Below are 25388 nucleotides of genomic sequence, written 5' to 3'. Positions count from 1 at the left end.
GGTGCCTGGCGGCGCCGTCGTCACTTGATCTTGCGCACCGGGATGATGGCGAGGGCGGCGATGACCACGGAGACGACGCTCATGATGAACAGGGCGTCGTAGCCGGCAGTGATGGCCACGACCTGGCCAGCCACCACCGGGGCAAGCATCTGACCGATGTTGGTGGCCACGTTGGCCACGCCAAGGTCGCGGCCCGCGGCCTCAGGGTCGGGCAGGACGTCAATGAACAGGGCGGTGTCCACGGCCATGTACATGCCGTAGGCAGCAGCCATGCCGATGTAGAAGACGTAGAAGATCGGCAGGCTCGGGAAGAGCAGCGGCAGGGCCATGAGGGCCGCGATGACGATCGAGGAGCCGATGACGAAGGGCTTGCGGCGACCCACCTTGTCCGACCAGCGGCCGGCCACGAGCATCATGAGCAGCTGGCCGGGCAGAGCGGCCGAGGACAGCGTGGCGAAGGTCGTGTTGGCCTCAGAGGCAGACAGGGCCGGCTGAAGGTGGGACTGGAGGATGTAGAGGACGAAGTTCGAGATGGCGGTGTAGCCGAAGAACATGAAGAAGCGGGCGATCCAGGTCCAGCGGAAGTCGTGGTCGCGCAGCGGGATGGTGTAGCCCTTGAAGAAGGAGATCCAGTCGAACTTCTCCACCTCCAGGTCCTTGGAGGAGCGGTCCTTGGCAAAGGTAACGAACAGGAGCGCACCGATGACCACGCCCAGGGCGAAGACGAAGTAGGTGTCCAGGCCAAGAGTGTTGAACAGGATGCCGGCGATGATGCTGCCGCCGGTGAAGCCCAGCATCATGCCGATGCCGGACAGGCCGGAGACCAGGCCCACTTTGTCCTGGGGGACGCGGTCCGCCACGGTGGTGGACAGCGGGGCCTGCATGATGTTGAGGGAGACCTGACCCACGGTCCAGAAGAGCGTGAGCATCGCGATGGTCGAGGAGTAGCGCAGGCCGACCATGAAGACCGCTCCGCCGATGGCGCCCATGACGATCCACATAGCGCGGCGGCCGAACTTCGAGCGCCACCGGTCAGAGATGACGCCGATGACGGGCTGGGCGAAGAGGGTGAACAGCGAGCCGATCGACATCATGAGGGAGATCGACTTGGCTCGGGCGCCCTCGTACTGAGCCAGGAGGTCCAGCAGGTGCTGCTCCTCGCCGGTGGCAGTCGCGGTCCCGGCGTCCACAGCCTGGCGCAGCTGGGTGAGCTGCTGGACGTCGTTGACGGACTGGACGGTGGTGCCGTCGAAGTAGTGCTGGAACTCGATGGTCTGGACCGAGTTCGGCAGGAGGATGCCGGCCATCGCCGCGTAGCAGGCGAAGAGGAAGAGGGAGGAGATGATGAAGGAGATGACGTACTGGATAAAGGGGCGTCCACCCAGGTACTTGGCGGAGGTGCCAGGACGAGTCGGCTCTTCCAGCCGGGGATCTGCTGCGGCGGTGCTAGCCATGAGGCCTCCTTTGGCCGTGCGGGCGGATTAACCGTCCGGTCATTTTTATTCGACAACGATTGAAGCAGCTTTGTGAGCGTTCGTCAATGACCGCTGGGCGAGGGCATTCCAGGATGGTTCGTGCATTCGGTCACAGTGTTGGTTGTTGGGCGCCGAAGGGTCCATGGTGGCAGGCAACGCTGCCTGGGTGGCGCCGAGGTGGCGCCGAGGTGGCGCCGGGGTGGTGCTGCCGGGGTGATGTTGCCGGGGCCATCAGGTGCCGTCGTCCCGTCGCTTGAGGTCCTTAACCCGCTATGCCCACCTCACCGGTCCCATGAATCCGTCGGTTTAGGCCTTGGACCGTCGATCTCCGTGCTTGCCGCAACGGAAGCGACTGTTCCCGGCCTAAAGCGATGGCTCAGGTCTGCCGGCGCCTGATCGGTTTAGGCCTTGGACCGTCGATCTCCGTGCTTGCCGCAACCGAAGCGACTGTTCCCGGCCTAAACCGACGGGAGTGGGGGGAGAGTGGGGGAAGGTGTGGGTGGGAGGGAGGAGCGGGGGTGGGGGAGGAGTGGATGGGAGGCAGGGAGCGGGAGGGAGAGGGAGAGGGAGGACTGCAGGCGACTGACCGTGCCCTTTCACCCGCCCTTTCTTCCCTTCCCACCAGCACCACAAAGACGGGGCGGTGGCACGCCAGTGGTGCCACCGCCCCGAGGAGCGCAGGTCTCAGCGCTGGACTCGGGCGCCTCCGCCGGCCACCAGGCGCTCGACCTCAGCCTTGGTCGCCATGGTCGTGTCACCCGGAGTCGTCATGGCCATCGCGCCGTGGGCAGCGCCGTACTCGACGGCCTGAGCAGGTCCCCCAGCTCCATCAGGCCATAGATGAGGCCGGAAGCGAAGGAGTCGCCGCCTCCCACACGGTCCAGGATCTCCAGACCGGGGCGCTGGGTGGAGTGGACGAATCCGCCCTCGCGAGACCAGGCGATGGCCGCCCAGTCGTTGACGGTGGCGGTACGCACCTGACGCAGCGTCGTGGCGGCGACCTTGAAGTTCGTGAACTCGCTGGTCACCTGCTCGATCATCGCCTCGAAGGCGGAGGTGTCCAGCTTGGACAGGTTCGCGTCCACGCCCTCGACCTCGAAGCCGAGGGAGGCGGTGAAGTCCTCCTCGTTGCCGATCATGACGTCGACGTAGCGGGCCAGGGCACGGTTGACCTCCTGGGCACGCTCGATCCCACCGATCCCCTTCCACAGCGAGGGGCGGTAGTTCAGGTCGTAGGAGACGATCGTGCCGTGCTCGTGCGCGGCCTGCATGGCGGCCTGAGCCACCTCGGCGGCCTGCTCAGACAGCGCCGCGAAGATGCCTCCGGTGTGCAGCCAGCGCACACCCTGCCGACCGAAGAGGTCCTCCCAGTCCACGTCCTGCGGACGCAGCTGGGAGATCGCGGTGTGGCCGCGGTCCTAGACGCCGACGGCGCCGCGCACGCCGAAGCCGCGCTCGGTGAAGTTCAGGCCGTTGCGCACGCTGCGGCCGATGCCGTCATAGGAGGCCCAGTGGATCATCGGGGCCACGCCGCCGCCCAGGATGAGATTCTCGATGAGGTGGCCTACCTCGTTGTCAGCCAGTGCGGTGACCACACCGGCGCGCAGGCCGAAGCAGCGTGACAGCCCGCGCGCGACGTTGTACTCGCCGCCTCCTTCCCAGGCCTCGAAGCGGCGTGCGGTGCGCACGCGTCCCTCGCCGGGGTCCAGACGCAGCATGACCTCGCCGAGCGAGACGACGTCGTAACGGCACTCCTGGGCGGGGCGGACAGTGACGGGGGCGCTCATCGGCCACACTCCTTCGCGATGGCAACAGCCTCGGCGGACAGCCGGGTGATCTCCTCCCACGCGCCGGCCTTGACCAGGTCCTTCTTGACCATCCAGGACCCACCGCAGGCGGCGACGACCGGGACGCAGAGGTAGTCCGCCAGGTTGGCCGCGCTCACGCCGCCGGTAGGCATGAAGCGCAGTCCGGGGAAGGCGGCGGACAGCGCCTTGATCGTGGCGATCCCGCCACTGGCCTCGGCGGGGAAGAACTTGACGGTGTCCAGGCCCAGAGCCAGAGCGGCCATGATCCACGAGCCGTCCGTGCAGGCGGGCAGGGATATGACGCCAGCCACCAGGGCCCGGCCCACGCCCATGCCCTCCTGGGCGGAGTCGACGACGACGGGGACAACAGGGTTGGCGGACAAGAGGTCTTGTAGTGACACGGGCGATCTCCTTTGCCTGTGTCAGGCGACGTCGATGGCGCCGCAGCGGCACCTACGTCAAGACGCAGGCTGCGGCGCGGGGCTGGATCCAGGCTAGGAGCGGGCATGAGGGGCCCGGCTGGGTTGCACTATGTTGCCGATTGGGGGAGCAGGCGAGAGAGGCCAGCGTCCTAGGCCGCGAGCGCGGCACCGAGGGCGAGACCTCCCACCGCGGCCAGCAGGCTCGTGCCCGCCATGGTGACAGCGTGAAGGAACCCGGCCCACGGCCGGCCGGAGAGCATGAGCCGCGCAGCCTCCACGCAGGCGGTGGAGAAGGTGGAGTAGCCGCCAAGGAAGCCGGTTCCCAGGATCGTGACGAGCGTGGGCGCGAGTGCGCCGCTGGCGCCGGTCAGGAGGCCGAGCAGCAGACAGGCGCTGACGTTGACCACGACCGTGCCCAGGGGAACCGCGACGAGCAGGCGGCGGCCCGCGCCTGTGACGGCGGCTGAGGATGCATCAGCCGTGCGCCTTCGCTGACGTCGCGCCGCGACGACGGCGCCCACGCGTGAGTCAACCTTGAAGCGCGTGACCGCACCCAGCCCGCCTGCCAGCGCGAGCAGGAGCCAGGTCGCCGCGGTCATGACTGACCTCCTTGCCCAGTCGGCTCGCCAAGCGTGGGGAGAGCCGTGCGACGTCGTGCACCGAGCCCGGCCAGCCACAGGCCGACGGCGGCCAGCGCGACCCCGGCCACCAGCGAGCCGGCTAGGTAGGTCGCCGCGCCGAGCAGGTCGGCGCCGCCGGCCAGGTGCTCGACCTCCACGATGAAGGTGGAGTAGGTCGTCAGTCCGCCCATGAAGCCCGTCCCGAGCCCGAGGCGCAGCGTGCGCCGCCACCCAGTGTCAGGGGCCAGGGCGAGGCGGCCCAGGAGGAAGCCGAGCGCGAGGGCACCGACGAGGTTGACCGCTAGGGTCGCCGTCGGCAGCTCTCCGGCGGTATGAGGCCACAGGCGGGCCAGCCCGGCGCGGACCAATGTGCCCAGCGCCCCGCCTGCGAAGACGGCAAGCGGCGCCTGGTGCTGCCTAACCCACGCGCTTGGCGACCTGGTAGTCGTCGCGGTCGAAGATGAGCTCATAGCGGGTCCCAGTCTGCTCCTGCGCCCACGCGGCCGCATCCTGGGGGGCTATCGCACCCCAGCTGCCCGAGAGCGGATCGACGACGACGTAGTCCGGGGTGACCCCTTGGGCGGTGCCCACCCAGTAGACGGTGTGCTGCGGCACGAGGTAGGGCAGCAGGCCCAGGTCGCTCTCGACCGTGGCACCACGGGGAATGAGGCTGACGATCTCCTGCGCCGAGGCTGCGCGTGCCGGTACCTGGCCCCAGCCCGGCTCGGTCATCTGGGCCAGCGGGAGGGCAGGCGCGATCCACAGGGCGGTGACCGCGGGGATGACGACGGCGACCACGGCCGTGGCCCGGAGCCAGGTGGGGACGCAGGGGTGCCACAGAGACAAGCTGGAGGCCGTGCGCCGTCGGAGAGTCTTCGGGCGGGGACGGGCGACGTCGTCGGCTGCCTGGGCGTGCCGGCGGCGCAAGCGGAGGAGTACCTCCAGCAGCGCTCCCAGCGCAATCGGCATGAGGACGGCGTTGTAGTGCCACTGCGACCAGTCCCAGTAGGTGCTCTTGGTGGACAGGAAGCGCCAGGCGAGCGTGGGCACCATGACCGCCATCCATGGGGAGGCCAGGCCGATCACGCCCGCCGTCATGACGAGCAGGAGCACGGTGACGAGCTTGACCGGTGGCCACAGCGCGCGCAGCAGCAGGTGCGCCGTGGCAGGGGCGGAGGAGGCTGAGCCGTCCGAGGTGTTGCCGCTCAGCCCGTACTCCCAGGTGCCCGTCGGGGACAGCGCGGGCAGGATGAGGCCCACCGTCACCAAGAAGGCCACCACCCCGAAGACGGCCAGGCCGAGGCCCAGCTGCGCCGTCGTCGGTTCCATGACCCGGCCTGCCAGCCGCAGCCGGGCGCGAGCGGGAGCGCCGGCGGGACCGCTGTGGCGCCCTCGCCAGGCGATGGCAAGCCCGATCATGAGGACCGTGAGCCCCAGGTCCTCCTTGACCAGGACCAGGGGTGCGGACCACCCTGCCACCGCCCACCAGCGGCCTTCGGCAAAGGCGGCCGAGGCCCAGGCCAGCAGCGGCACGGCGAAGGCGATCTCGTGGAACTGGGCCGCCACCGCCGTCTGCAGGCCCCAGGACAGGACGTAGACCAGGCCGAGCACCGTGCCGCCGACCGCGCCGAGGCAGCGGGTGGCCAGGCGGGTTAGCGGCCAGGCGGACACAGCCAGGAGCAGGTCCTGGACGATGAGCAGCGTCAGAGGGCTGGGCGCGATCCACCAGGCGGGGGCCAGCAGGACGAGGATGGGATGGAAGTGATCGCCGAGGAGGTTGAAGCCCTCGCCCTTGATCGGCACGATCGGGGCCTGAAGATGGGCGTAGTCCTTGGCCAGCTGGGAGAAGATCGCCAGGTCCCAGCTGGGGACCCGGTAGGAGCGCCACTGCCCGACGGACAGCGCGATGAAGACGGCTGCGCCGACCACTGTCACGGCAGCCGCCGGAAGGTGGCGCCCACGCGCAGGGAAGCGGGTTGCAGATGCACACATCGGTCAGAGCCTAGCGGGGGACTAAAATGCCCGGGACCCAGCCCCAAGGAGATGCCATGGATGAGCAGCAGGATGAGGCCCAGCTCCAGCGACGCCTGACGAACCGTCACGTCCAGCTCATCGCGATCGGTGGGGCTATCGGCACGGGCCTGTTCATGGGCTCAGGCAAGACGATCTCCCTGGCTGGCCCAGGGGTGCTTCTGGTCTACGCCATCATCGGCGCCGTGCTGTTCCTCGTGATGCGGGCACTGGGCGAGGTCATGCTCTCCAACCTGGAGTACCGCTCCTTCGCGGACGTCGCCCACGACCTCATCGGGCCCTGGGCCGGGTATATGACCGGGTGGACCTACTACTTCTGCTGGCTGGTGACGGCGGTGGCCGAGGTGGTGGTCATTACCGGCTACGTGCGCTTCTGGTGGCCCACCTTGCCGCTGTGGATCCCGCCGGTGGTCGCCGTCGTCGTGCTGCTCGGGCTCAACCTGGCCACGGTCAAGGCCTTTGGTGAGATTGAGTTCTGGTTCTCCATCATCAAGATCGTGGCCATCATCGCCCTAGTGGCGGTGGGGATCTACATGGTGGCGATCGGATTCCAGGCGCCTAACGGAGCCCGGGCTGATGTGGCCAACTTGTGGAACGACGGCGGGCTGTTCCCCCACGGCTTCCACGGCTTTGCCGGGGCCTTTCAGATCGCCGTCTTCGCCTTCGTGGGCACTGAGCTGATCGGTACGGCCGCCGCCGAGGCCAAGGACCCTCACGTCACCTTGCCCAAGGCCATCAACGCGATCCCGCTGCGGATCGTCCTGTTCTACCTCGGCGCGCTCGCGGCCATCATGGCGGTGACCCCCTGGCGGGAGGTCTCGCCGGAAGACAGCCCCTTCGTGGCCATGTTCTCCCTGGCCGGGCTCGGGGTGGCCGCCAGCGTGGTCAACTTCGTGGTGCTCACGGCCGCGGCCTCCAGCGCCAACTCGGGTATCTACTCCACCTCCCGGATGCTGTTCGGCCTGGCGATGGCTGACCAGGCGCCGTCGGTCTTCCGCAGGCTGACAGCTCGCAGCGTGCCGGGCGCCTCCCTGCTGGTGACCTGCGCCGGGCTGCTGTGCGCGATCCCGCTGCTCTACCTGTCCGGTTCCATCATGGACGCCTTCACCCTGGTGACCACGGTGGCGAGCGTGCTGTTCATCCTCGTGTGGTGCGTCATCGTGGTCTCCTACCTGCGGTACCGCCGGATCTACCCCGAGCGGCACGCGGCCAGCGCCTTCACGGTGCCCGGCGGGCGGGTGGCGGCCTGGGGCAGCCTGGTGTTCTTCGCCTTCGTCACCTGGACGCTGACGCTGGCGCAGGACACCCGGATGGCGGTGGCGGTCTCGCCGTTGTGGCTCGTGGCCCTGGGCGCGGCCTGGTGGCTGCGGGGACGCCGCCTGGCGCGCGCCCGGACCGAGTGAGCTGCTGCGCGGGCTGCCGGGCGAGCTACTACCGGGAGAGCTGCTGCGCGATGTCGGCGCGCGCCTGGACAAAGGCCTCCACGCACCGGCGCACGTCTGCCTCGCTGTGGGCGGCGGAGAGCTGGACCCGGATCCGGGCCTTGCCCTTGGGCACCACCGGGTAGGAGAAGGCGATGACGTACACGCCCAGCTCCAGCATCCGGTCGGCGATCTGAGCCGCCAGGCGGGCACCATCCTCTCCCGGGAACATGACGGGCACGATCGCGTGGGAGCCGGGTAGGAGATCGAAGCCGGCCTGCGCCATCAGGGAGCGGAAGAGCTCGGCGTTGCGGGCCAGCGCAGCTCGGGACTCGTCGGCGTGCCGGGCGATGCGCACCGCCCGCAGGCTGCCACCCACCACGGCCGGCGCGACCGTGTTGGAGAACAGGTACGGCCGGGCGCGCTGTCGCAGGACGTCAACGATCTCCTGCGGCCCAGCGATATAGCCACCGCTGGCCCCGCCCAGTGCCTTGCCGAGGGTGCCGGACAGGACGTCCACCTGCACGCCCAGCAGCTCGGGCGTGCCGGCACCCGTGGCGCCGACGAAGCCGGTGGCGTGGGAGTCGTCCACCATGACCAGCGCGCCGAACTCCTCGGCGGCCTCCACGATCTCAGACAGGGGTGCGTAGCAGCCGTCCATGGAGAACACGCCGTCGGTCACGATCATGATCCGCTCAGACCCGGCCTCTCGGGCCGCCTCCAGCTGGCGGCGCAGGTCTGCCACGTCCCCGTTGGCGTAGCGGTAGCGCGTGGCCTTGCACAGGCGCACGCCGTCGATGATCGAGGCGTGGTTGAGGGCGTCAGAGATGATCGCGTCCCCGGCGCGCAGCAGCACGTCGAAGATGGCCCCGTTGGCGTCAAAGCAGCTGGAGAAGAGGATGGCATCGTCCGTGCCCAGCCAGTCGGCCAGCTCGCGCTCCAGCTCGCGGTGGGGGGACTGGGTGCCGCAGATGAAGCGCACCGAGCTCATCCCGAATCCCCATTGCTCCAGGGCATCCTGGGCGGCCTCGCGCACGCGCGAGTCATCGGCCAGCCCCAGGTAGTTGTTGGCGCAGAAGTTCAGCGCCGGCCCGGACTCGGTCTCCACCTCGCTGCCCTGGGCGGAGGTGATGATGCGCTCGCGCTTGGTCAGGCCAGCCTCCTCGATGCCGGCCAGCTCCTGGATGATCTCGTCCTTGAAGGTGAACACGCTCAGCTCCTGTCAGTCTTCCCAGTTGATGATGACCTTGCCGCACTGCCCAGAGCGAGCGGCCTCAAAGGCCTGGCTCCACTCCTCGGGTGCGAAACGGTGGGTGATGATGCCGCGGATCTGGTCACGCAGCTCGCGAGAGGAGCCCAGCATGAAGCTTCCCTTGTACCAGGTGTCATACATCTCGCGACCGTAGACGCCCTGGATGGTGAGCATGTGGGTGATGACCTGGTTCCAGTCCACCTCGTAGCCGGCCTTGGGAAGTCCGAGCATCGCGATCTTCGCGCCGTGGTTGCAGACCTCAATCATCTGGCGGGTCGCGGCCGGAGCGCCGGACAGCTCCAGGCCAACGTCGAAGCCCTCAGTCATTCCCAGGCTCGTCATGACCTCGCGCAGGTCCTGCTGGGCGGTGTTGACCGTGACTGCCCCGACCTTGGCCGCCAGGGACAGCCGGTAGTCGGACAGGTCGGTGATGACGACGTTGCGTGCCCCGCAGTGGCGGGCGATCGCCGCGCACATGACGCCGATCGGGCCCGCGCCGGTGACCAGCACGTCCTCTGCGGCCAGCGGGAACTGCAGGGCGGTGTGGACGGCGTTGCCGAAGGGATCGAACAGCGCTCCTAGGTCCGGGTCGATCTCATCGGCCTGCGGCCAGACGTTGCGCGCCGGCACCACGACGTAATCGGCGAAGGCGCCGTCGCGGTTGACGCCGATGGAGTTGGTACGGATGCACAGGTGGCGGCGTCCCGCCCGGCAGTTGCGGCACCGGCCGCAGGTGATGTGACCCTCCACGCTCACGCGCTGGCCGATGGAGAGGTAGTCGGTGTCATCGTCGGCGGTGGTGGCGTCCGTGGCGGTTCCTCGACCGATCTCAACGATCTCCCCATAGAACTCGTGGCCCAGCGTCATGGGCGGGTTGAGCTGGGCGGCAGCGAACTCGTCCCACCCGGCCAGATGGAGGTCGGTGCCGCACAGCCCGGTGCGCAGCACGCGGATCTTGACCTCACGGAACCCAGGACTGGGCTCTGGGATCTCCTGGAGCTCAAGGCCCGGCCCGGGGGCCGGCTTGCGGAGTGCGCGCATCGGGATCTCCTCATGCTGTGCGGGGCGCCTCATCGCGCCGTGGTGGGGCGGTGCGCGGGTAGCGCGCGCCCAGGTCCTAGGCTACTGAGGTCGAGGCCACTTCACCGACGTGAGAGGAAGCGATCATGGACGAGCTGTTGGCTCAGGGGCTTGAGGCGGTGCGTGCGGGGGCGCGCCTGGCACTGGACCCGGGCGAGAGCCTGCGGATTGACACCAAGCGCAACCGCAACGACGTCGTCACGCAGGTTGACCGTGGGGTCGAGGCGCTCATCGCGGAGATGCTCGCCCCCACCGGCTACGCGTTCGTGGGCGAGGAGGCGCACGCGGCGGGCTCCTGGGCCGGGCGGGTGTGGGTGCTCGACCCCATCGACGGCACCCTCAACTACGTGGCTGTTCACCGGGGCTGGGCGATCTCGCTTGCCCTGGTTGAGGATGGACGGCCGGTGCTCGGCATCGTCGCCGACCCGGTGGACGACCGGCTCTACGTGGCGCTCGCGGGACGTGGCGCCTGGGAGGGGCGGCTTGGGCTGCGGGAGGGCGACGCTTGCTGCTGCCCGCCTGAGACGGCTGCCTCGGTGGGAAGCGACGACGGTGCATCCCACATGTCCGGTGAATCGGCAGTGCCTGGGGCATCCGGCGACGGCGCAGTCAGCCACGGGGCGGAGCCTGCCTCGGTAGTGGCTCACCTTGTGCCTGGAGCTCGACCGATGGTGGTTGAGGACAGCGAGCTGGCTGACGGCGTCGTCATCGCTCATCTGCATGCCATGGCGGCCCTGCGACACCTGCCGGAGATCATCGAGAGCTCGCGGGGACTGCGCGTGTACGGTGCGGCGGCGCTGGAGCTGGCCGAGGTGGCGGCCGGGCGGGCGGGGTGCCTGGTGCATACGCGTCTGCAGACCTGGGATGTGGCGGCGGGAGTGCTGTTGTGCCAGGAGGCTGGCGCCGTTGTCACTCGTATGGACGGCGCGAGTCTGGACGTGCGGGAGGCAGGCTCGGTACTGGCTGGGCCGGCGAGCGCGCACGCCACGATGGCGCGGCGCCTTATCGAAGGTTGAGCGCCGGAGGGTCGTCCGCGCCGGCAGCGCTTGTTCTCGGCGTTGATGGCGACCACATAGCGCCTGCCGCTACCTCGTTCTGAGTGTCGCTATCTCGTGGTGTTGGTCGACCACGCTTGTGTGCGCCATCCTCCGCTTTCGCCGCTATCCCATGGTGCCGGTCGCTACCGTCTCCTGCCTTTCGCTACCCCGTTGTGCCTGTCGCTACTCCTTGGTGTTGGTCGCTACCCGGTAGCGCGTGCTGCGGGGTAGCGAGCGACACCAAGGAGTAGCGGCGATGGCGGGAGGGTAGCGACCATTGCCCATGCACGCCGTCGAGCTGCCACACCACGACACTGCGACACCGCGCCACCACACTGCCGCGCGCCCGTGCCGTGACACTGCGGTGACGCCGCCTGCCGCCAACTTCGCGGCACCACTACGTCGGAAGCCAGGGGGCCCGGCCCTACGCGCCGACTCTCTCCCGAGGAGGACCTAGAGGTCACCCTTCTTCTGCAGGCGCTGCAGACTCAGCCAACCCACCGGGATCGGGATCCAGAAGGTGACCAGGCGGTAGACGATCGCCGTGGACAGCGCCACACCGCTGGGCACCCCGGCGGTCACCAGTCCAGCGGTCAGTGCGATCTCAACAGGGCCGATACCGCCAGGAGAGGGAACCACGGAGCCGACCGTATTGGAAGCGAGATAGGTGATGGCCAGGACCGAGAAGGACAGGGTGTAACCGAAGGCCCACAGGCTGGCCCCGAAGGCCAGGATGTAGCTGACGCTCAGCAGGAGCGTGCCTCCGATGCCCAGCGCCAGGCGGCCAGGGTTGGACAGTACCCAGACCAGCCGCGGCCACACCTGACGGTAGGTCGGCTCGATCTTGGCCCAGAGGAAGGTGCGCACCTTCGGGATGAACAAGGAGACCGCGACCAGCCCCACCAGGACCACGGCGGCCAGCATGACCCAGCCCGAGGGCAGCGTGAGCCCGGTGGACTGACCGGTGGTGGCTGCCAGCACCACGAGCAGGACCACGGTGACGACGAACTGGACCACCTGGACCAGTGCCACCGTGGCCACGCCGGTGGCGGTCGGCACGCCCTTGCGGGCAAGGAAACGCAGGTTGATCGCCGCACCTCCCACGCCGGCCGGTGCCACGAGGGAGACCACCGAGGAGGCCAGGTGCACCTCGGTGGAGCGCCACACACTCAGACGCACCGGGGAGAAGGCCACCAGGCTCAGGCCTGCCCCCAGGTAGGTGGCCAGGGAGAAGACGAGTGCCCCGATGATCCACCAGACGTTGGCCTCGGCCACCGCCTGGCTGATCTGCTCGAAGTTCATCCGGGCCAGCAGCGTCCACAGGGCCACCAGGCCGATGACGGCCATGATGACGGTCCGCCAGGAGAAGCGGGTGACCTTGGCGGCTTCAGCGTGCGCGGTGGGAGTCAGCTCGACCAGGGCGTCGCGCAGCTCCTGGAGCACGGTGCCTCGCCGGCCCATCGCCTCGCGTGTGGAGGAGGGCAGGACAACCCGTTGCAGCATGGGAGCGATGGAAGCGAGCTGTTCCGTGGACAGCGTGCGCGAGGCCGTCCTGATAGCACGCTCCACCCCCACCGTCGTCGCGACGAGTGCCAGGGTCTGGGCGAGGTCCACGCGGCGGGACAGCTCGTTGGAGATCGTCTCTCCAGAGTCCCAGTCCAGCAGCCAGATCTGGTCCTCGGCGTCGAGCACAACACTGGAGGCGGCGAGCTCGCGGTGAGCCAGGCCTGCGGCGTGACCGCGGCGCACCTGGTCCCACAGCTGCTCCAGCACCGAATCTGACAGGCTGGAAGGGTCGACCTCGTCAAAAGAGCGGGCGCCTACGACGTGCTCGGTTACCAGCAGCATCGACTCGCTCGCCTCGGCCAGGCCGAAGAGTGCGGGGGTGCGCACGCCGGCCCGGGAGGCCTCCAGCGCCATGAGAGCCGCGTGCTCTGCGGCTGGGCGCACGGACATGTCGCGGCTGGGGGACAAGCCCTTGACTCGCAGCCGGTCCCAGACCGTGGCGAGGAATCCGGCAACCTGTCGGTCGGCGTCGAGCACCGTGACGTCGCGGCGCACCCCAGCGGTGTCCCAGACCGCGTAAAGGCGGTGGATGGAGGGACGGCCCTCGCTCAACGCGGCGGAGTGTGCCTGGGCCATGACGGCGGACAGGTCGACGTCGTCGGCAGGCATGATCGTGTTGGCGTCACCGCCCTCCTGGGAGGGAGCCTGTGGGGTGAGCTGCTCGAGTGCCTCGTCTTCGGCCTGCTCCTCCTCAAGGGACTCGGGAGCGGCCAAGGGGGTCTCACGCACCTGCTCGGTGTAGCCCAGCGGGGCGTCGGTCGTGACGGTCCAGGCCGAGGCCTGGGGAGCGGAGTCCATGCGGACCACTCGCACGGCGTCGACCCCGGCGCGCCGCAGGGCCCGCACGAGCGCCACGCCGTGGGCACGCCGGTCATCGACCCCAAAGGCGTAGCGCACGGCGAGACCGATGGCCCGGCCCAGGAGCACGGACAGGAGCGCGCCAGGCAGGGTCAAGGCGCTGCGCAGCACTGCTAGGCCGACGACGAGCCACACCGCCACCCAGCCGTAGCGGGCGGCTGGGGTCGAGCGGCGCTCACCGGCACCCGTGAGCAGCCCGGCCAGCGCGGCGAAGGTGGCGGAGACGCCCAGCTGGGCCGATCCGGAGCCAGAGACGGTCAGACCGGCGATGACCGAGTCCGGCCCCCAGGTCTCCAGCAGGGTGTAGGCCAGCAGACCGACCCCCCAGCCGGCGACCGCGCCCACCGCGGCCTGGCCGGCGCTGCGCCACGAGCGGCGCAGGACGCGCTCGAGCAGGACAGCCAGTGGGACGAGGAAGGTCACCAGGCCCTCAATGGCCTGGAGGGGGAAGACGAGAATCTGTCGGAGCACCACAGCCAGAGCGTTCTGGACGTCCTGGGTGACGCCCGTGGTCGTCTCGTGGGCATAGGCCGCCAGGATGATCATGCTCAACGCCCCTAGGAGGCTGAGGCTGAGGTCCAGGAGGTCCTCGGCGCGGCGCAGCCGGGTAGGAGCGGAGTCCACTAGGAGGGTGCGTGAGCGGATGACCGGGGTACGCGGGGGTACTGGCTCGGCCACGGGGGCGATACCGATGCGCGGGATGCCGACCGGCGAGGTCGCCGGGGCGTCAGAGTCTGCGGGCTGCCTGTCAGGCCCGGGGACGGCGTCGGTCATGGGCGTGATTTTACGGGCAGGTACCCGGCGCGAGATCGACCTTCAGGAGGATATGGCGCCGGGTACGGGTACTCCGTGCGTGGTAGCAGTGCCCGCTGCGCTGGCTGGGCCGCTGGCTGCTAGCGCCCCGCCCGGCGCAGCCGCAGGGAGTTGGTCACCACGATGACGCTGGAGGCGGCCATGGCGGCGCCGGCGATCATGGGGTTGAGCAGCCCGGCGGCCGCCAGCGGGATCGCGGCGACGTTGTAGGCAAAAGCCCAGAACAGGTTCTGCTTGATGATCTCCAGCGTCCGACGCGCCACCCGGATCGCGTCCACGGCTGCCAGCAGGTCCGCACGAACGAGCGTGACGTCCGCGGCCTCGATCGCCACGTCCGTGCCGGTGCCCATCGCGAAGCCCAGTCCCTGGGTGCCAGCCTGGGCGAGGGCGGCGGCGTCGTTGACGCCATCGCCGACCATGGCCACGTTGTGCCCCTCAGCCTGGAGCTGGGCGACGACGTCGCGCTTGTCCCCGGGCAGGACCTCGGCGCGCACGTCCTCCTGCGGGATGCCGACCTGCGCCGCCACGTGGGCGGCTGCCCGGGCGTTGTCCCCGGTTAGCAGCACCGGTCGCACGCCGAGGTTGCGCAGCTGGGCGATGGCCTCGGCTGAGGAGGGGCGCAGCGTGTCGCGCACGGCGAAGACCGCCATGACGGGCTGCGCGGTGAGGCTCGCTCCGTCGGCCTCGGCCTGAGGTGCCAGCGGCCTGGCGTGCAGGACGACGGCGGTGGCCCCGGAGTCCTGGAAGGAGGCGACGGCGTCGCTCGCCCGGGCGGGAAGCTCCAGCCCCTGCTCGGCGAGCCATGCCGGCCGGCCGACGGCGACGGCGTAGGAGGTTCCCTCCAGCGTCACGGTGCCGGTCACGCCGCGGCCGGAGTGGTTGGAGAAGTCGGTGACCGGGGGCAGGGAGCCCAGCTGCGCCGTCGCCGACCGGGCGATCGCCGCGGCCACGGGGTGCTCGGAGGCCGCCTCGACCGCTCCGGCCAGGGCAAGGGCCTGGGCAGGGGTGCCGGCCAGGGCGGCGAGATCCGCCTCGTTGTCCAGGCTCATGCGGCCCTGGGTGACGGTGCCGGTCTTGTCCAGGACGATCGTGTCCAGGGTGCGGGTGGACTCCAGGACCTCCGGGCCCTTGAGGACCACGCCCAGCTGGGCGGCGCGGCCTGAGCCCACGAGGATCGCCGTCGGCGTGGCCAGGCCCAGGGCGCAGGGGCAAGCGATGACGAGGACGGAGACCCCGGCCATGAAGGCCTGCTGCAGCGGGTGGCCGAGGGCGAGCCAGGTCAGCACCGTGCCCAGGGCCAGGGCGATGACCACCGGGACGAAGACACCGGAGATCTTGTCCGCCAGCCGCTGGACCGGAGCCTTGCCGGCCTGGGCGGCGGTCACCATGGCACCGATCCGCGCGAGCGTGGTGCCCTCACCCACGCGGGTGGCTCGCACGAGCAGCACGCCGGAGGTGTTGACGGTGGCCCCGGTGACCTCATCGCCCACGCCGACCTCGACGGGCACGGACTCGCCGGTGAGCATGGAGGCGTCCACGGCCGAGCGTCCCTCGATCACGACGCCGTCGGTCGCGATCTTCTCGCCCGGGCGCACGGAGAACAGGTCCCCGGCGCGCAGCTCGTCGACGGCGATGGCGGCTTGGCTGCGCACAGCGTCCGGGCGTGGGGTGCCAGAGTCGTCCAGGACGTCGACGGCGTCGGTGGAGCCTGCTGGTGAGGTCAGGGTGACGCGGGTGACCTCCTTGGCGCCCAGGTCCAGCAATGAGCGCAGCGCGTCGCCGGAGCGGTACTTGGCGCGGGCCTCAGCCCACCGACCCAGCAGCAGGAAGGTGGTGACCCAGGCGGCGGACTCGAAGTACATGTGTGCCATGTGCCCGGCCGAGCGAGGCAGGAGCTCCATCTCCATCCTCATGCCCAGCTCTCCGGCGCCGCCCCAGATCAGGGCCCACAGGCTCCAGCCAGTAGCGGCGATGACGCCGAGGGAGACGAGGGTGTCCATGGTGAAGGCGCCGTGGCGAAGGGCCTGGAAGGCGGCTTTGTGGAAGGGCCAGGCACCCCAGGTCGCCACGGGCAGCGCCATGGCGGCAACCGCCCACTGCCAGCCGGTGAACTGGAGGGCAGGAGCCATGGACAAGGCCATGACGGGCACTGACAGCACGAGGCTGACGATGAGCCGCTTCTTCAGGTCAGCGGCCCGAGCGATCTGCGAGGCGCCGATGCGTGGCGCCGTGGCGGTCGAGGCTGCGCTGGAGGGCTCGGCCTGAGCCTGGGCGACTGGAGACGCCGAGGCCGGGGCAGTGCTGGAGGAGAAGCCTGTGGTGGTGGGGGTGCCTGCGGAGGCGCGGAGGTCGGCGTCGGCAGGCGAGGTGGGGCTGACGTCCGTGACCGAGGTCGGTTCGGCAGCCTCCTGGCGGCTGGTGACCTGGGCCGTGTAGCCGGCGCGGGCGACGGCGGCGACCAGCTCGTCGTCGGAGACCTCCTTGGTCAGGACGACGTGAGCGGACTCGGTGGCGAGGTTGACCGTGGCCTGGACGCCGTCGAGCTTGCCCAGCTTCTTCTCCACCCGAGCAACGCAGGAGGCGCAGGTCATGCCGCCCACGGCGAGGTCGACGGTGCCGAGCGGGGCGGTGGTGGTCTCGGCGAGTGGGGTCAGTGGCTGAGTCATGTGATGAGGTCCTGGTTGCAGGTGCGTACGGCAGGTGCCCGGCGGGCAGGCTGACGGCGGCGGACGGGTGTCCGCCGCCGTCAGGTGTCGGGTGGTGGGAGGGGTGAGCCTCCGGTAGTTGGCCCAGGTGAGGTGGCGTAGCCAGGCCCCTGGGTGGTGCGTGAGGTCTTAGGCCTCGTCACGCTCGATGGCGTCGACGGTGTAGGAGCCGGCCTCGTCCACGGCCTCCTTGAGGGCGTCGTCGTCCAGAACGACGTCGGAGACGACGGTGGCCACGGACTGTCCGCCCTTGTTGAGGATGACGGAGACGTTCTTGACGCCCTCCAGGGCCTCCAGCTCCTCGGTGACGTGGGCGACGCAGTGGCCGCAGGTCAGGCCCGAGAGCTTGAGGGTGGTGGTGCGGTCGATGCCGGTGGGGGTGAAGGCGGACATGATGTGCTCCTTGGGTGCGTGCTTGCTGGGGTGGTTGTGGGTGTCAGGACCGCACGAGGCGGGCGATGGCGTCAGAGGCCTCACGGATCTTGGCCTGCCCCTCCTTGTCAGAGGACTGGGCAGCGTGGATGACGCAGTGGCTCATGTGGTCCTCCAGCAGTCCGAGGCTGACAGCCTGCAGGGCCTTGGTAGCGGCCGAGATCTGCGTGAGGACGTCGATGCAGTAGGTGTCCTCCTCCACCATGCGGGAGATGCCGCGGACCTGCCCCTCGATGCGGCGCAGCCGCTTGAGGTAGTCCTCTTTGGTGCCCGTGTATCCGGCCACTGTCTGCCTCCGACGTGGGTGAGCTCCTTGCTGACAACCACGAACATACCCCTAGGGGGTAGGGGTGTCAAGTACTCCGAGGGGGTATCTGGAGGGCGGGATGCTCGCGAGATCACGGCAGGGGTGGGATGCTGGGGCCATGGCTGCCACGCGCGGGGCCGCGCCCGAGACCACCCCTGCTTCTTCAGCGACTTTTGTGGCCGGACAGGCGGACGAGCAGGACGCGGCCCTGTCCTGGGCGCCGTTGGGCTGGGAGCCCTCGCTGCCCACCGTGGATGACGCACCCTTTGGCTCGGTCCTGGGAGACCCGCTGCCGGGTCCCTTCATGTTTGACGCCTCGGTCCTGGATGCCGCTCCTGGCGCCGCCCCTTCTGCGGTGGAGGCGAGCGGCTCGACGTCGTCCTACGGCCTCATGCCAGGTGCACCCCGATCCCGCGGGGAGGCTGCGCCAGCGAGCCAGTCGCGTCGTGGTGCGAGGAGTCGGAGGCTGGCGGGGACGACGGCGGTGCCGGCTCGCCAGCAGCCTGGGGCGCCAGCCGCAGCTGCGGGGCGTGCGAGCTCGCGTCAGACGGCGTTGGGCGATGGCGCGGCTGTGCGGACGAGGCCCGCCGGGGAGCTGTCGCAGCAGGAGCGCGCCTACTGGCGTGCGCAAGTGGAGGAGCAGCGGCGTCAACGTCGGCAGCAGCAGGGGCGGCTCAAGGCGACGGCGGGCAGTGGCTACGCCCCCGGGGCTGGGAGCGCGACGCCTCCTGGTTACGACCCCGCGGAGGTCCGGGCTGCCGCGGCGCGGAGGGCACGCCGTGCTCAGCGTGAGGCCGAGGAAGCGCGCAAGGCTGCCGAGGAAGAGGCTCGTGAGGCCGCGGAGCGGGAGAAGGACGCGCGCGCCTTCCGCAACTGGTTCTGGGCGCTGGTGATCCTCGGTTTTATCGTGCTGCGCGGCTGCATCTAGCGCCGAGTGTGCGCCTGCGACCGGGTGAAGAGCGATCAGTCCTTCACCCGGTCGCAGGCGCACACGCCCGATGAGGAGCGGGCTAGCCCTCCAGGTGGGAGACCAGCTGCTCTGCCAGCCCCGTGTAGGAGGCGGGCGTGAGAGCGAGAAGGCGAGCCTCGACGTCGGCCGGCATCCCGAGCCCGGCGATGAACTCGCGCATGGCCTCAGGCGTGACCTTCTTGCCGCGCGTGAGCTCCTTGAGGCGCTCGTAGGGATCGGCCATGCCGGTAGCCCCGGCCACGGAGGCGGCGCGCATAGCCTGCTGGACGGGCTCGCCCAGCACCTCCCAGGTGGCGTCGAGGTCCTCCGCCAGGCGGGAGCGGTCCACGTCCAGCCCGGCCAGGCCGCGGCGGATGTTGTCCAGTGCGAGCAGCGAGTGGCCAAAGGCGACGCCGATGTTGCGCTGGGTCGTGGAGTCGGTGAGGTCGCGCTGCAGGCGTGAGGTCACCAGCGTAGCGGCCAGGGTGTCCAGCAGCGAGCAGGAGATCTCCAGGTTCGCCTCGCCGTTCTCGAAGCGGATGGGGTTGACCTTGTGCGGCATCGTGGACGAGCCCGTGGAGCCCTGAGCGCTCAGCCGCTGGTGGAAGTAGCCCAGCGAGATGTAGGTCCACACGTCGGTGGCCAGGTTGTGGGCAATCCGGTTGAAGCGGGCGACGTCGGAGTAGAGCTCGGCCTGCCAGTCGTGGGACTCGATCTGGGTGGTCAGGGGGTTCCAGGTCAGGCCCAGGCCCTCGACGAAGCTGCGCGAGACAGCCTCCCAGTCCGCACCAGGCACGGAGACCACGTGCGCTCCGTAGGTGCCCGTGGCGCCGTTGATCTTGCCCAGGTACTCGGTGGCCTCGACGCGACGCACCTGACGGGACAGGCGCCAGGCCAGGACCGCCATCTCCTTGCCGAGCGTGGTGGGCGTGGCAGCCTGTCCGTGGGTGCGCGAGAGCATCGCGGCGTCGGCATTGTCATGAGCCAGCGCGGTGAGGTCCTCTACGAGTCCGCGGGCAGCCGGCAGCCAGACGTCCTGGACGGCGTCGCGGATCGTCAGCGCGTAGGACAGGTTGTTGATGTCCTCGGAGGTGCAGAAGATGTGGACGATCTCGTGGACCGTGGGCAGGACGGTGTCCTCACCCAGCGCGGCGGGCGCTGCGTCCAGGCGGCGCTTGAGCAGGTACTCCACGGCCTTAACGTCGTGGCGGGTGACTGCCTCGATCTCGGCGAGCTCAGCGATCTCGTCGGCACCGAAGGAGGCGACGACGTCGCGCAGGTAGGCCTTCTCGGCTGCGGACAGGACCGGGGCGCCAGGAAGGACGTGGCCCTCGGTGAGGTGGATGAGCCACTCGACCTCAACCTGCAGACGCGCCCGGTTGAGGGCAGCCTCGGACAGGTAGTTGGTCAGTGGCGCGGTCACGGAGCGATAGCGGCCGTCGAGCGGGCCGAGGGCAATGGGCGGGGTGAGCGAGGACAGGTCGACCATGGGGCTGATTGTGCCAGGCCTGGGCTGTATCGGCCCTACGGCCGACGCGCATAGGTGACGTGACAGCCTGCGTCGTGCCATGTGGGACGCTCATGTCAAGGCGAGATCTTCATCATCGACAATCATCTACACATTGCAGGTGAGAAGTGTCGATGACTGTCCATGAGTGTTCATGACTGTGCATGAGGAACTGCCTCGTGAACGACGGCGGGGTGCGACCTGGTCATCAGGTCGCACCCCGTGGCGTGGGTGGGAGTGCCAGCGGCCAGCCGCCGCCAGCAGCCGGGTCCTGTGCTGCCAGCCGGCCCGGGTGCTGGCTGCGGCTCAGAGCATCGGGTCCCAGTGGGGCAGGACAGTCACCTCGCCCGTGAGCGCGGTGGTGATCTCCTCCGGCAGCCCGACCGTGGGGACGACGGCCTCGTAGACGTACTCGTCAAACCAGGAGTCGTTCATGGTCCAGAAGCCCTTCTCCCCGAGCTTGTCACCCCAGGAGTTCTCCACGCGCCAACGGCGAGGGGCGCCGTCGACCAGGTCAACGCCGGTCAGGCACATGGCGTGGGTGAGCATGGACTCGCGGCTGACCAGGCGCTCAGCCTTGGTCATGGTCAGGTCGACGCCGTACAGGCCCTCGTAGTCATGCAGGGCAGCGTCCCAGGTTCCAGTCTCCTTGTCTCGCTGCTTGGCGACGTCGCAGGCGAACCACACCGGCGTACCCGCTTGGATCGCGGCGATGCACGCGGCCTTGATCTCCTCCAGGGTGGCGGTGACGTGCTCCTGGGTGGGCTGGCCGATCATGAGGTCCGTGCGCTCGATCCCGTAGCGGTGGTGGAGCGTGGTCTCCGGGCGCGGGTCATGGGCCAGGACCACGAAGTCCATGACGCCAGCCGCGTAACGGGCCCCGAACTCCTGCGGCGTCATCTCTCCGACGCGGTGGAAGGCCTTGTCCTTGTCCCGGTACTGCCACACAAAGCGCTCGGGCGGGGTACCCAGGTGGATGGACAGCACCCGGTGCACGTCAGCCATGACGGCCTGATGGATGGGCTCGGTGTCCTCTCCGGCTGCCACAGCCGCACGCAGGCGCAGTCCCCCGCGACGCAGGACGGTGGCCAGGGAGCTGTTCATCGCGTCCGAGGAGGTGGCGGAGAAGGAGTCCGGCATGGCGTAGTGCGGCACCGCACCGTACTTCGCGACCAGGCGTGCCAGCTCGGGCCAGTAACCGCCGTCCCCGATGGGGGCCTCAAAGGAAGCGGTCACACAGCGGTCCATGAGGTCCGCACCGGCCTGGGCGTCAGCCACGGCGTGGGTGAGGAAGGTGTTGGCCTTCTCCAACTTGTCATGGAAGTAGACGAAGGACTGGCTGAACTCGAAGGACTCCAGGTTCAGCTCCTTGATCACCGCGGCGCGCAGCACGTTGAGCCCGGCGAAGGCCCAGCAGCGGCCGGAGTGCTTCTGGTCCGTGATCGAGGCGTCCGGGATGAGGTCCGAGACGGAGGAGTCGATGGAGGTCAGGATCTCGCGGTCCAGGCTCAGCTTCTCGACGTCCGTGGTGGCGACGGCGTTGCCGACCACGCGGGCGGCACGGTCTGATCGGAAGGCAGCGTTGCGCTCGGCGACCCAAGTGGGGCTGACAGGTGTGCTCATGGAGCCAGGTTAGACCTGGCCTGTGACACGAATCTGTTGTGGTCGGCGCTGGCTCAGCGCTCCTCGTGCGGGCCTAGCAGGCCCACCATAATGGCCGAGGCGATCGAGACGATGACCGAGCCCAGGACCGCCGAGCCGAAGCCGGCCACGTGCAGGCCCAGCGGCGCGCCAGAGCTGACCACACGTGCAAGCCAGTCCGTCACGTGGGAGGTCAGGACGAGCATGAGGCCGTTCACCACCAGGGCGAAGAGCCCGAAGGTGATGATGTAGAGGGGGAAGGCGACGAATCGCGCCACCGGCTTGACCACGGAATTGACCAGCGCGAGCACCAGAGCGACGACGAGGAAGTTGACCACGGCCATGCCGGTGGAGGGGGAGCCCGGGACGCTCAGGCCCCCGACGACTGCCACCGCCAGCCACAGGCCGGCTGCGTTTCCCAGGGTGCGTGCCACGAGTTCCATGAGGGCAGTGTCCCATCGACGCCTTGGGAAACGCTGAGGAGCATGCCGACGGCGTCGGCGCCACCCCTAGCAGGCTGCTCGTCAGCCGCACCGGGCAGGTGCGAGACTGCTCCCATGAACGATCCCGCGCCCAAGGACGGCTCTTCCCAGGCTGCTCCGGCAGGTGAGGAGATCGAGGTCCCCCAGTGGATCAATGACCTGGTGCCGGTGGCTGAACGCGCACGTCCCGTCCTCCTGGGCGAGCTGGTCTACCTGGTGATGGCTCTCGTCCTGCTCGCGCTCATCTGGGACGCCGATCCGCTCGGGCTCGGACTCCCGCAGGCCATCCTCCTGGCGTTGGTGGGATATGCCTACGCGTTGCGTTGCGGCGGCGCCCGCCGTCGGCTGGGGCAGGCTGACTCGCCGGCCCCGTTGCGGGCGGGGGCGTACACCACCATGCTCGTGCTCGTGGCGGACCTGGTGTGCAGCGCCCTGGGCCTGGCGGTGTGGGTGATGGGCGCGCTCAGAGGCTCCGAGCACCCGCTGGAGGCGGGCGCGCTGGCGGCAGCAGTCGCGATGACCACGGCCGTGGCCGGGGTCCTGGCCTGCGAGGTGCCGTCGACGGCGCCGCGATGGCTGGCACCGGCCGCTCAGCTCGCCGGCCTCCTCGCCGTCGTCTGCCTGACCTTGGCGGTGCTGAGCACCCAGTGGATCAATCCGTGGTGGTGGGTCCTGGCGCTGGCGATCGTCACGGACCTCCTGGGGCTCCTAGCGATCAGGGCTGGTCGACGCAGGGACCGGGGCGAGTGCGCCTGAGCGCATGCGCTCGGAGACGAGATGCCGCACCGTTCCACCCCGCTCGGGCTCCACAGGCGAGTGCCGTGACACCCCCGAGAGTGTCCGTCCACAGGTGGCGAGCGGGCGTGCGCCGGTACGGCCTAGCGTCAGGTCATGGACCTTCTCTCACTCGTGCTGGCGCAGGAGGCTGTTGCCAGCGCCGCCGCCCACGTGCCCACGACGGTTCCCACCAGCTGGAGCGGTCCAGCCGCGACGGCCTGCCAGACGAGGCTGGATGAGCTGCGCCTGCTCCTGACTGATCTGTCTGCACGTCTGGAGCAGGCCCGTACCGCCGCGGCCGCCGTCGACGATCCCCTGCTCCAGTGCGTGGCGTCATGACCACGGCAGAAGTGCAGGGCCAGCGGCTGGAAGCCGATCCAGCACCAGGCGTAACGCCGCTGCCCGACGACACGGCGGCACGTGCGATGAGCTGGTCCCTACCGGCTGGTGGCCAGGTCCGCGCCGTGCTCTTCGGGGGAGGCTTCCGCGTGGACCTACACGACCTGGATACCCTGGCCGCGCAGCTCTCGGGTGGCGCCGGGCTGCTGGACGAGGCCGCCAGGCACCTGGGCGCGGCGCACGCCCAGATTGAGGCTGGCTCCCACCCCTTTGCCTATGAGCTGACACCCTGGGACCTTGCGGCAGACCCCATGGCGGCCGAGTGGCAGCGCGCCCAGGCGATCCAGGCGGCGGACGCGCTGCGCACGGGCCCCGGATCGGTGGCGCAGGTCGCCGAGCTCCTCCAGACGCTGAGCACGGACGTGCTGGCGAGCGCCGAGGCCTACCAGAACGCGGAGGCCAGGAACGCGACGAGCTGGCAGACCTCGGTGCAGATCCTCCACAACGTCTCGCTCGTCCAGGCCCTCGGGGGCGGGACGAGCCTGGCGCTGAGCCTGGCGCGGTTGCTGGCAGCCAGTCCGCGGCTGCGTGAGCTCATGGATGACACCGTGTTCCACGGGCTCCAGGACCTGGTCAACGAGGCTCCGGAGGGAACGGTCAAGGACGGCCTGGCTGACCTCCTCATTGTCCTGTCGGACGCGGACCTGGCGCAGTGGGTGCGCACCGATCTCCTGGCGATCCTCGTCCTGGGGGCCCAGGCTGTCCGTGCGGGTACTAGTCAGGAGGCTGCACGTCTGGAGGCATATCTGTCCCAGGCTGCCGACCGGCTGGACCCGGTCATCTCCGCCAGGCTCCCTCGGGATCTGGCGGTGGGTAGCCAGATCGTGCCGGCCGCGAGCCTGACCCCGATGCAGCGGGTGACGGCCTACCTCGCGATGCGCTCGGCCGAGGCTGGTCGACGGCGCTTCGGCGAGCGCACGGGTCTGCGGCTGACGCCCCACGGCGGATCTCCCTTCACCGTGCCGGCGGCGCTGCGCGATCCGCTCGGGCTGGGGACCGCCGTGGCTCCCCTGGCTGTCGCCTGGTCGGGGAGCGAGGGGCGGTGCCTGAGCCCCCTGGCGACGCCCAGCGACGTCATGCGCTACTCCGACGGGCTGAAGCAGTCCGACTCTGACCAGACCACAGGCGTCATCTCACTCGTGCGCACTGACCATGTTGACGGCACACGATCCTGGCTCGTCGTCGTGCCGGGGACGACGAACTGGGGCATGGGTGGGCCGAATCCCCAAGACATGCTGACCAACCTGGAGGCGGTGGCCCGCATGCCTACGGATATGGAGAGCGCCGTCGTCAGCGCCATGCGGGCCGCCGGAGTCGCGCCCGAGGACCCGGTGGCGCTCTACGGGCACTCCCAGGGCGCGATCACGGCCTCGAACCTGGCGGCTGACCCGGCCGTGGCGCAGCGTTTCACCGTCACCACCCTGCTCACCGTGGGAGGGCCTGTAGCCGGCGCTGCCGTCCCTGAGACGGTGCGGACCCTGCACGTCGAGAACGGTGCCGATGCCGTCTCGGCCCTTGACGCCCGGGCCAATCCCGTGGGCCCGGCTCGCCTCACGCTGCGGATCGACACGACCGGCACCAACCTGGAGGGCTACCCGCATGGCTCCCTCGTCTACGCCCAGGCGCTGGAGGGAATGCCTGCCGACCCCGCGCTGGAGGACTGGGCCCGTCAGCTGCGCGGTATCACCGGCGCCGGGGAGGAGGGGGCGGTGACCAGCGAGGTGGTCTTCGACGTCGAGCGGCTGACCGATCAGGAGCAGCCTGGAGCGGCGGTCGGTAGGTGACCGACGCTGCGGGCCGGAGCTG

The 25388-nt window shown here is 69.6% G+C and carries 22 protein-coding genes; 6 read left to right on the top strand and 16 right to left on the bottom strand.

What is annotated here, in order from left to right; translation table 11 throughout:
- Positions 1 to 20: 20 nt before the first annotated feature.
- The 7 genes from HMPREF0058_RS00985 to HMPREF0058_RS00960 all read right to left on the bottom strand — a co-directional run bounded on the left by HMPREF0058_RS00985 (position 21) and on the right by HMPREF0058_RS00960 (position 6317).
- Entirely contained in the window at positions 21 to 1454 is a 1434-nt protein-coding gene (locus tag HMPREF0058_RS00985) for an MFS transporter (RefSeq protein WP_006547778.1), read from the bottom strand.
- 788 nt (positions 1455 to 2242) lie between these two features.
- Positions 2243 to 2851 (bottom strand): PfkB family carbohydrate kinase, encoded by a 609-nt coding sequence (locus HMPREF0058_RS13085; protein WP_006547777.1) that lies wholly within the window; start codon positions 2849 to 2851, stop codon positions 2243 to 2245.
- Positions 2852 to 2893: 42 nt separating this feature from the next.
- Positions 2894 to 3262 carry a carbohydrate kinase family protein gene (locus tag HMPREF0058_RS13080; protein ID WP_006547776.1) on the bottom strand — a complete coding sequence of 123 codons (369 nt, stop codon included), beginning with the start codon at positions 3260 to 3262 and terminating at the stop codon, positions 2894 to 2896.
- Positions 3259 to 3684, bottom strand: coding sequence for a beta/alpha barrel domain-containing protein (locus HMPREF0058_RS00975; protein ID WP_244902069.1), 426 nt, complete (start codon positions 3682 to 3684; stop codon positions 3259 to 3261). The genes HMPREF0058_RS13080 and HMPREF0058_RS00975 overlap by 4 nt, the downstream gene beginning before the upstream one ends.
- 170 nt (positions 3685 to 3854) lie before the next feature.
- Positions 3855 to 4304 (bottom strand): fluoride efflux transporter FluC, encoded by a 450-nt coding sequence (locus tag HMPREF0058_RS00970; RefSeq protein WP_006547774.1) that lies wholly within the window; start codon positions 4302 to 4304, stop codon positions 3855 to 3857.
- Positions 4301 to 4795, bottom strand: a complete 495-nt coding sequence (locus HMPREF0058_RS00965; RefSeq protein ID WP_081449125.1) for a fluoride efflux transporter FluC — start codon at positions 4793 to 4795, stop codon at positions 4301 to 4303. The genes HMPREF0058_RS00970 and HMPREF0058_RS00965 overlap by 4 nt, the downstream gene beginning before the upstream one ends.
- Positions 4743 to 6317: a DUF2079 domain-containing protein gene (locus tag HMPREF0058_RS00960; RefSeq protein ID WP_050765625.1), complete on the bottom strand. Its 1575-nt coding sequence runs from the start codon at positions 6315 to 6317 to the stop codon at positions 4743 to 4745. The genes HMPREF0058_RS00965 and HMPREF0058_RS00960 overlap by 53 nt, the downstream gene beginning before the upstream one ends.
- 56 nt (positions 6318 to 6373) lie before the next feature.
- Here HMPREF0058_RS00960 and HMPREF0058_RS00955 point away from each other — a divergent pair, with 56 nt between their 5' ends.
- Positions 6374 to 7759, top strand: a complete 1386-nt coding sequence (locus HMPREF0058_RS00955; protein ID WP_034236152.1) for an amino acid permease — start codon at positions 6374 to 6376, stop codon at positions 7757 to 7759.
- Between the two features lie 28 nt (positions 7760 to 7787).
- Here the strand turns inward: HMPREF0058_RS00955 and HMPREF0058_RS00950 are convergent, their stop codons facing one another.
- Both HMPREF0058_RS00950 and tdh read right to left on the bottom strand, forming a co-directional pair.
- Positions 7788 to 8987, bottom strand: coding sequence for a glycine C-acetyltransferase (locus tag HMPREF0058_RS00950; protein WP_006547770.1), 1200 nt, complete (start codon positions 8985 to 8987; stop codon positions 7788 to 7790).
- A 12-nt stretch (positions 8988 to 8999) separates the two neighbouring features.
- Positions 9000 to 10070 (bottom strand): L-threonine 3-dehydrogenase, encoded by a 1071-nt coding sequence (gene tdh, locus HMPREF0058_RS00945; RefSeq protein ID WP_034236148.1) that lies wholly within the window; start codon positions 10068 to 10070, stop codon positions 9000 to 9002.
- 125 nt (positions 10071 to 10195) lie between these two features.
- On the opposite strand from tdh, the gene HMPREF0058_RS00940 reads away from it, so the two are divergent.
- Positions 10196 to 11125, top strand: coding sequence for an inositol monophosphatase family protein (locus HMPREF0058_RS00940; RefSeq protein ID WP_006547768.1), 930 nt, complete (start codon positions 10196 to 10198; stop codon positions 11123 to 11125).
- A gap of 474 nt (positions 11126 to 11599) precedes the next feature.
- Here the strand turns inward: HMPREF0058_RS00940 and HMPREF0058_RS00935 are convergent, their stop codons facing one another.
- The 4 genes from HMPREF0058_RS00935 to HMPREF0058_RS00920 all read right to left on the bottom strand — a co-directional run bounded on the left by HMPREF0058_RS00935 (position 11600) and on the right by HMPREF0058_RS00920 (position 17806).
- Positions 11600 to 14344 carry a lysylphosphatidylglycerol synthase transmembrane domain-containing protein gene (locus tag HMPREF0058_RS00935; protein WP_006547767.1) on the bottom strand — a complete coding sequence of 915 codons (2745 nt, stop codon included), beginning with the start codon at positions 14342 to 14344 and terminating at the stop codon, positions 11600 to 11602.
- A 119-nt stretch (positions 14345 to 14463) separates the two neighbouring features.
- Entirely contained in the window at positions 14464 to 17049 is a 2586-nt protein-coding gene (locus HMPREF0058_RS00930) for a heavy metal translocating P-type ATPase (RefSeq protein WP_006547766.1), read from the bottom strand.
- A 168-nt stretch (positions 17050 to 17217) separates the two neighbouring features.
- On the bottom strand, positions 17218 to 17481 hold the full coding sequence (locus HMPREF0058_RS00925; protein ID WP_006547765.1) for a heavy-metal-associated domain-containing protein: 264 nt from the start codon (positions 17479 to 17481) through the stop codon (positions 17218 to 17220).
- 43 nt (positions 17482 to 17524) lie between these two features.
- Positions 17525 to 17806 (bottom strand): metal-sensitive transcriptional regulator, encoded by a 282-nt coding sequence (locus tag HMPREF0058_RS00920; protein ID WP_006547764.1) that lies wholly within the window; start codon positions 17804 to 17806, stop codon positions 17525 to 17527.
- A 139-nt stretch (positions 17807 to 17945) separates the two neighbouring features.
- Between HMPREF0058_RS00920 and HMPREF0058_RS00915 the strand changes: the two genes are divergently transcribed.
- Positions 17946 to 18755 (top strand): hypothetical protein, encoded by an 810-nt coding sequence (locus HMPREF0058_RS00915; protein ID WP_006547763.1) that lies wholly within the window; start codon positions 17946 to 17948, stop codon positions 18753 to 18755.
- Positions 18756 to 18837: 82 nt separating this feature from the next.
- On the opposite strand, the gene purB is transcribed toward HMPREF0058_RS00915, so the two are convergent.
- The 3 genes from purB to HMPREF0058_RS00900 form a co-directional block, all read right to left on the bottom strand.
- Entirely contained in the window at positions 18838 to 20265 is a 1428-nt protein-coding gene (gene purB / locus HMPREF0058_RS00910; RefSeq protein WP_006547762.1) for an adenylosuccinate lyase, read from the bottom strand.
- Between the two features lie 324 nt (positions 20266 to 20589).
- Complete coding sequence (locus HMPREF0058_RS00905) at positions 20590 to 21906, bottom strand: C1 family peptidase (RefSeq protein ID WP_024035783.1); 1317 nt, start codon at positions 21904 to 21906, stop codon at positions 20590 to 20592.
- A gap of 53 nt (positions 21907 to 21959) precedes the next feature.
- The gene (locus HMPREF0058_RS00900; RefSeq protein ID WP_006547760.1) at positions 21960 to 22367 is read right to left on the bottom strand and encodes a phage holin family protein; all 408 of its coding nucleotides are present in this window, start codon (positions 22365 to 22367) and stop codon (positions 21960 to 21962) included.
- Positions 22368 to 22481: 114 nt separating this feature from the next.
- Here HMPREF0058_RS00900 and HMPREF0058_RS00895 point away from each other — a divergent pair, with 114 nt between their 5' ends.
- The 3 genes from HMPREF0058_RS00895 to HMPREF0058_RS00885 all read left to right on the top strand — a co-directional run bounded on the left by HMPREF0058_RS00895 (position 22482) and on the right by HMPREF0058_RS00885 (position 25366).
- Positions 22482 to 23162, top strand: coding sequence for a hypothetical protein (locus tag HMPREF0058_RS00895; protein ID WP_006547759.1), 681 nt, complete (start codon positions 22482 to 22484; stop codon positions 23160 to 23162).
- Between the two features lie 135 nt (positions 23163 to 23297).
- Positions 23298 to 23522 (top strand): hypothetical protein, encoded by a 225-nt coding sequence (locus HMPREF0058_RS00890; RefSeq protein ID WP_006547758.1) that lies wholly within the window; start codon positions 23298 to 23300, stop codon positions 23520 to 23522.
- Positions 23519 to 25366 (top strand): hypothetical protein, encoded by a 1848-nt coding sequence (locus HMPREF0058_RS00885; protein WP_141560441.1) that lies wholly within the window; start codon positions 23519 to 23521, stop codon positions 25364 to 25366. Before HMPREF0058_RS00890 ends, HMPREF0058_RS00885 begins: the two co-directional genes overlap by 4 nt.
- Positions 25367 to 25388 lie beyond the last annotated feature (22 nt).

Source organism: Actinomyces urogenitalis DSM 15434 (genome assembly GCF_000159035.1).
Taxonomy (GTDB): domain Bacteria; phylum Actinomycetota; class Actinomycetes; order Actinomycetales; family Actinomycetaceae; genus Actinomyces; species Actinomyces urogenitalis.
Note: the sequence above shows the minus strand (reverse complement) of the source record. Positions and strands in the feature narration are given on the sequence as shown.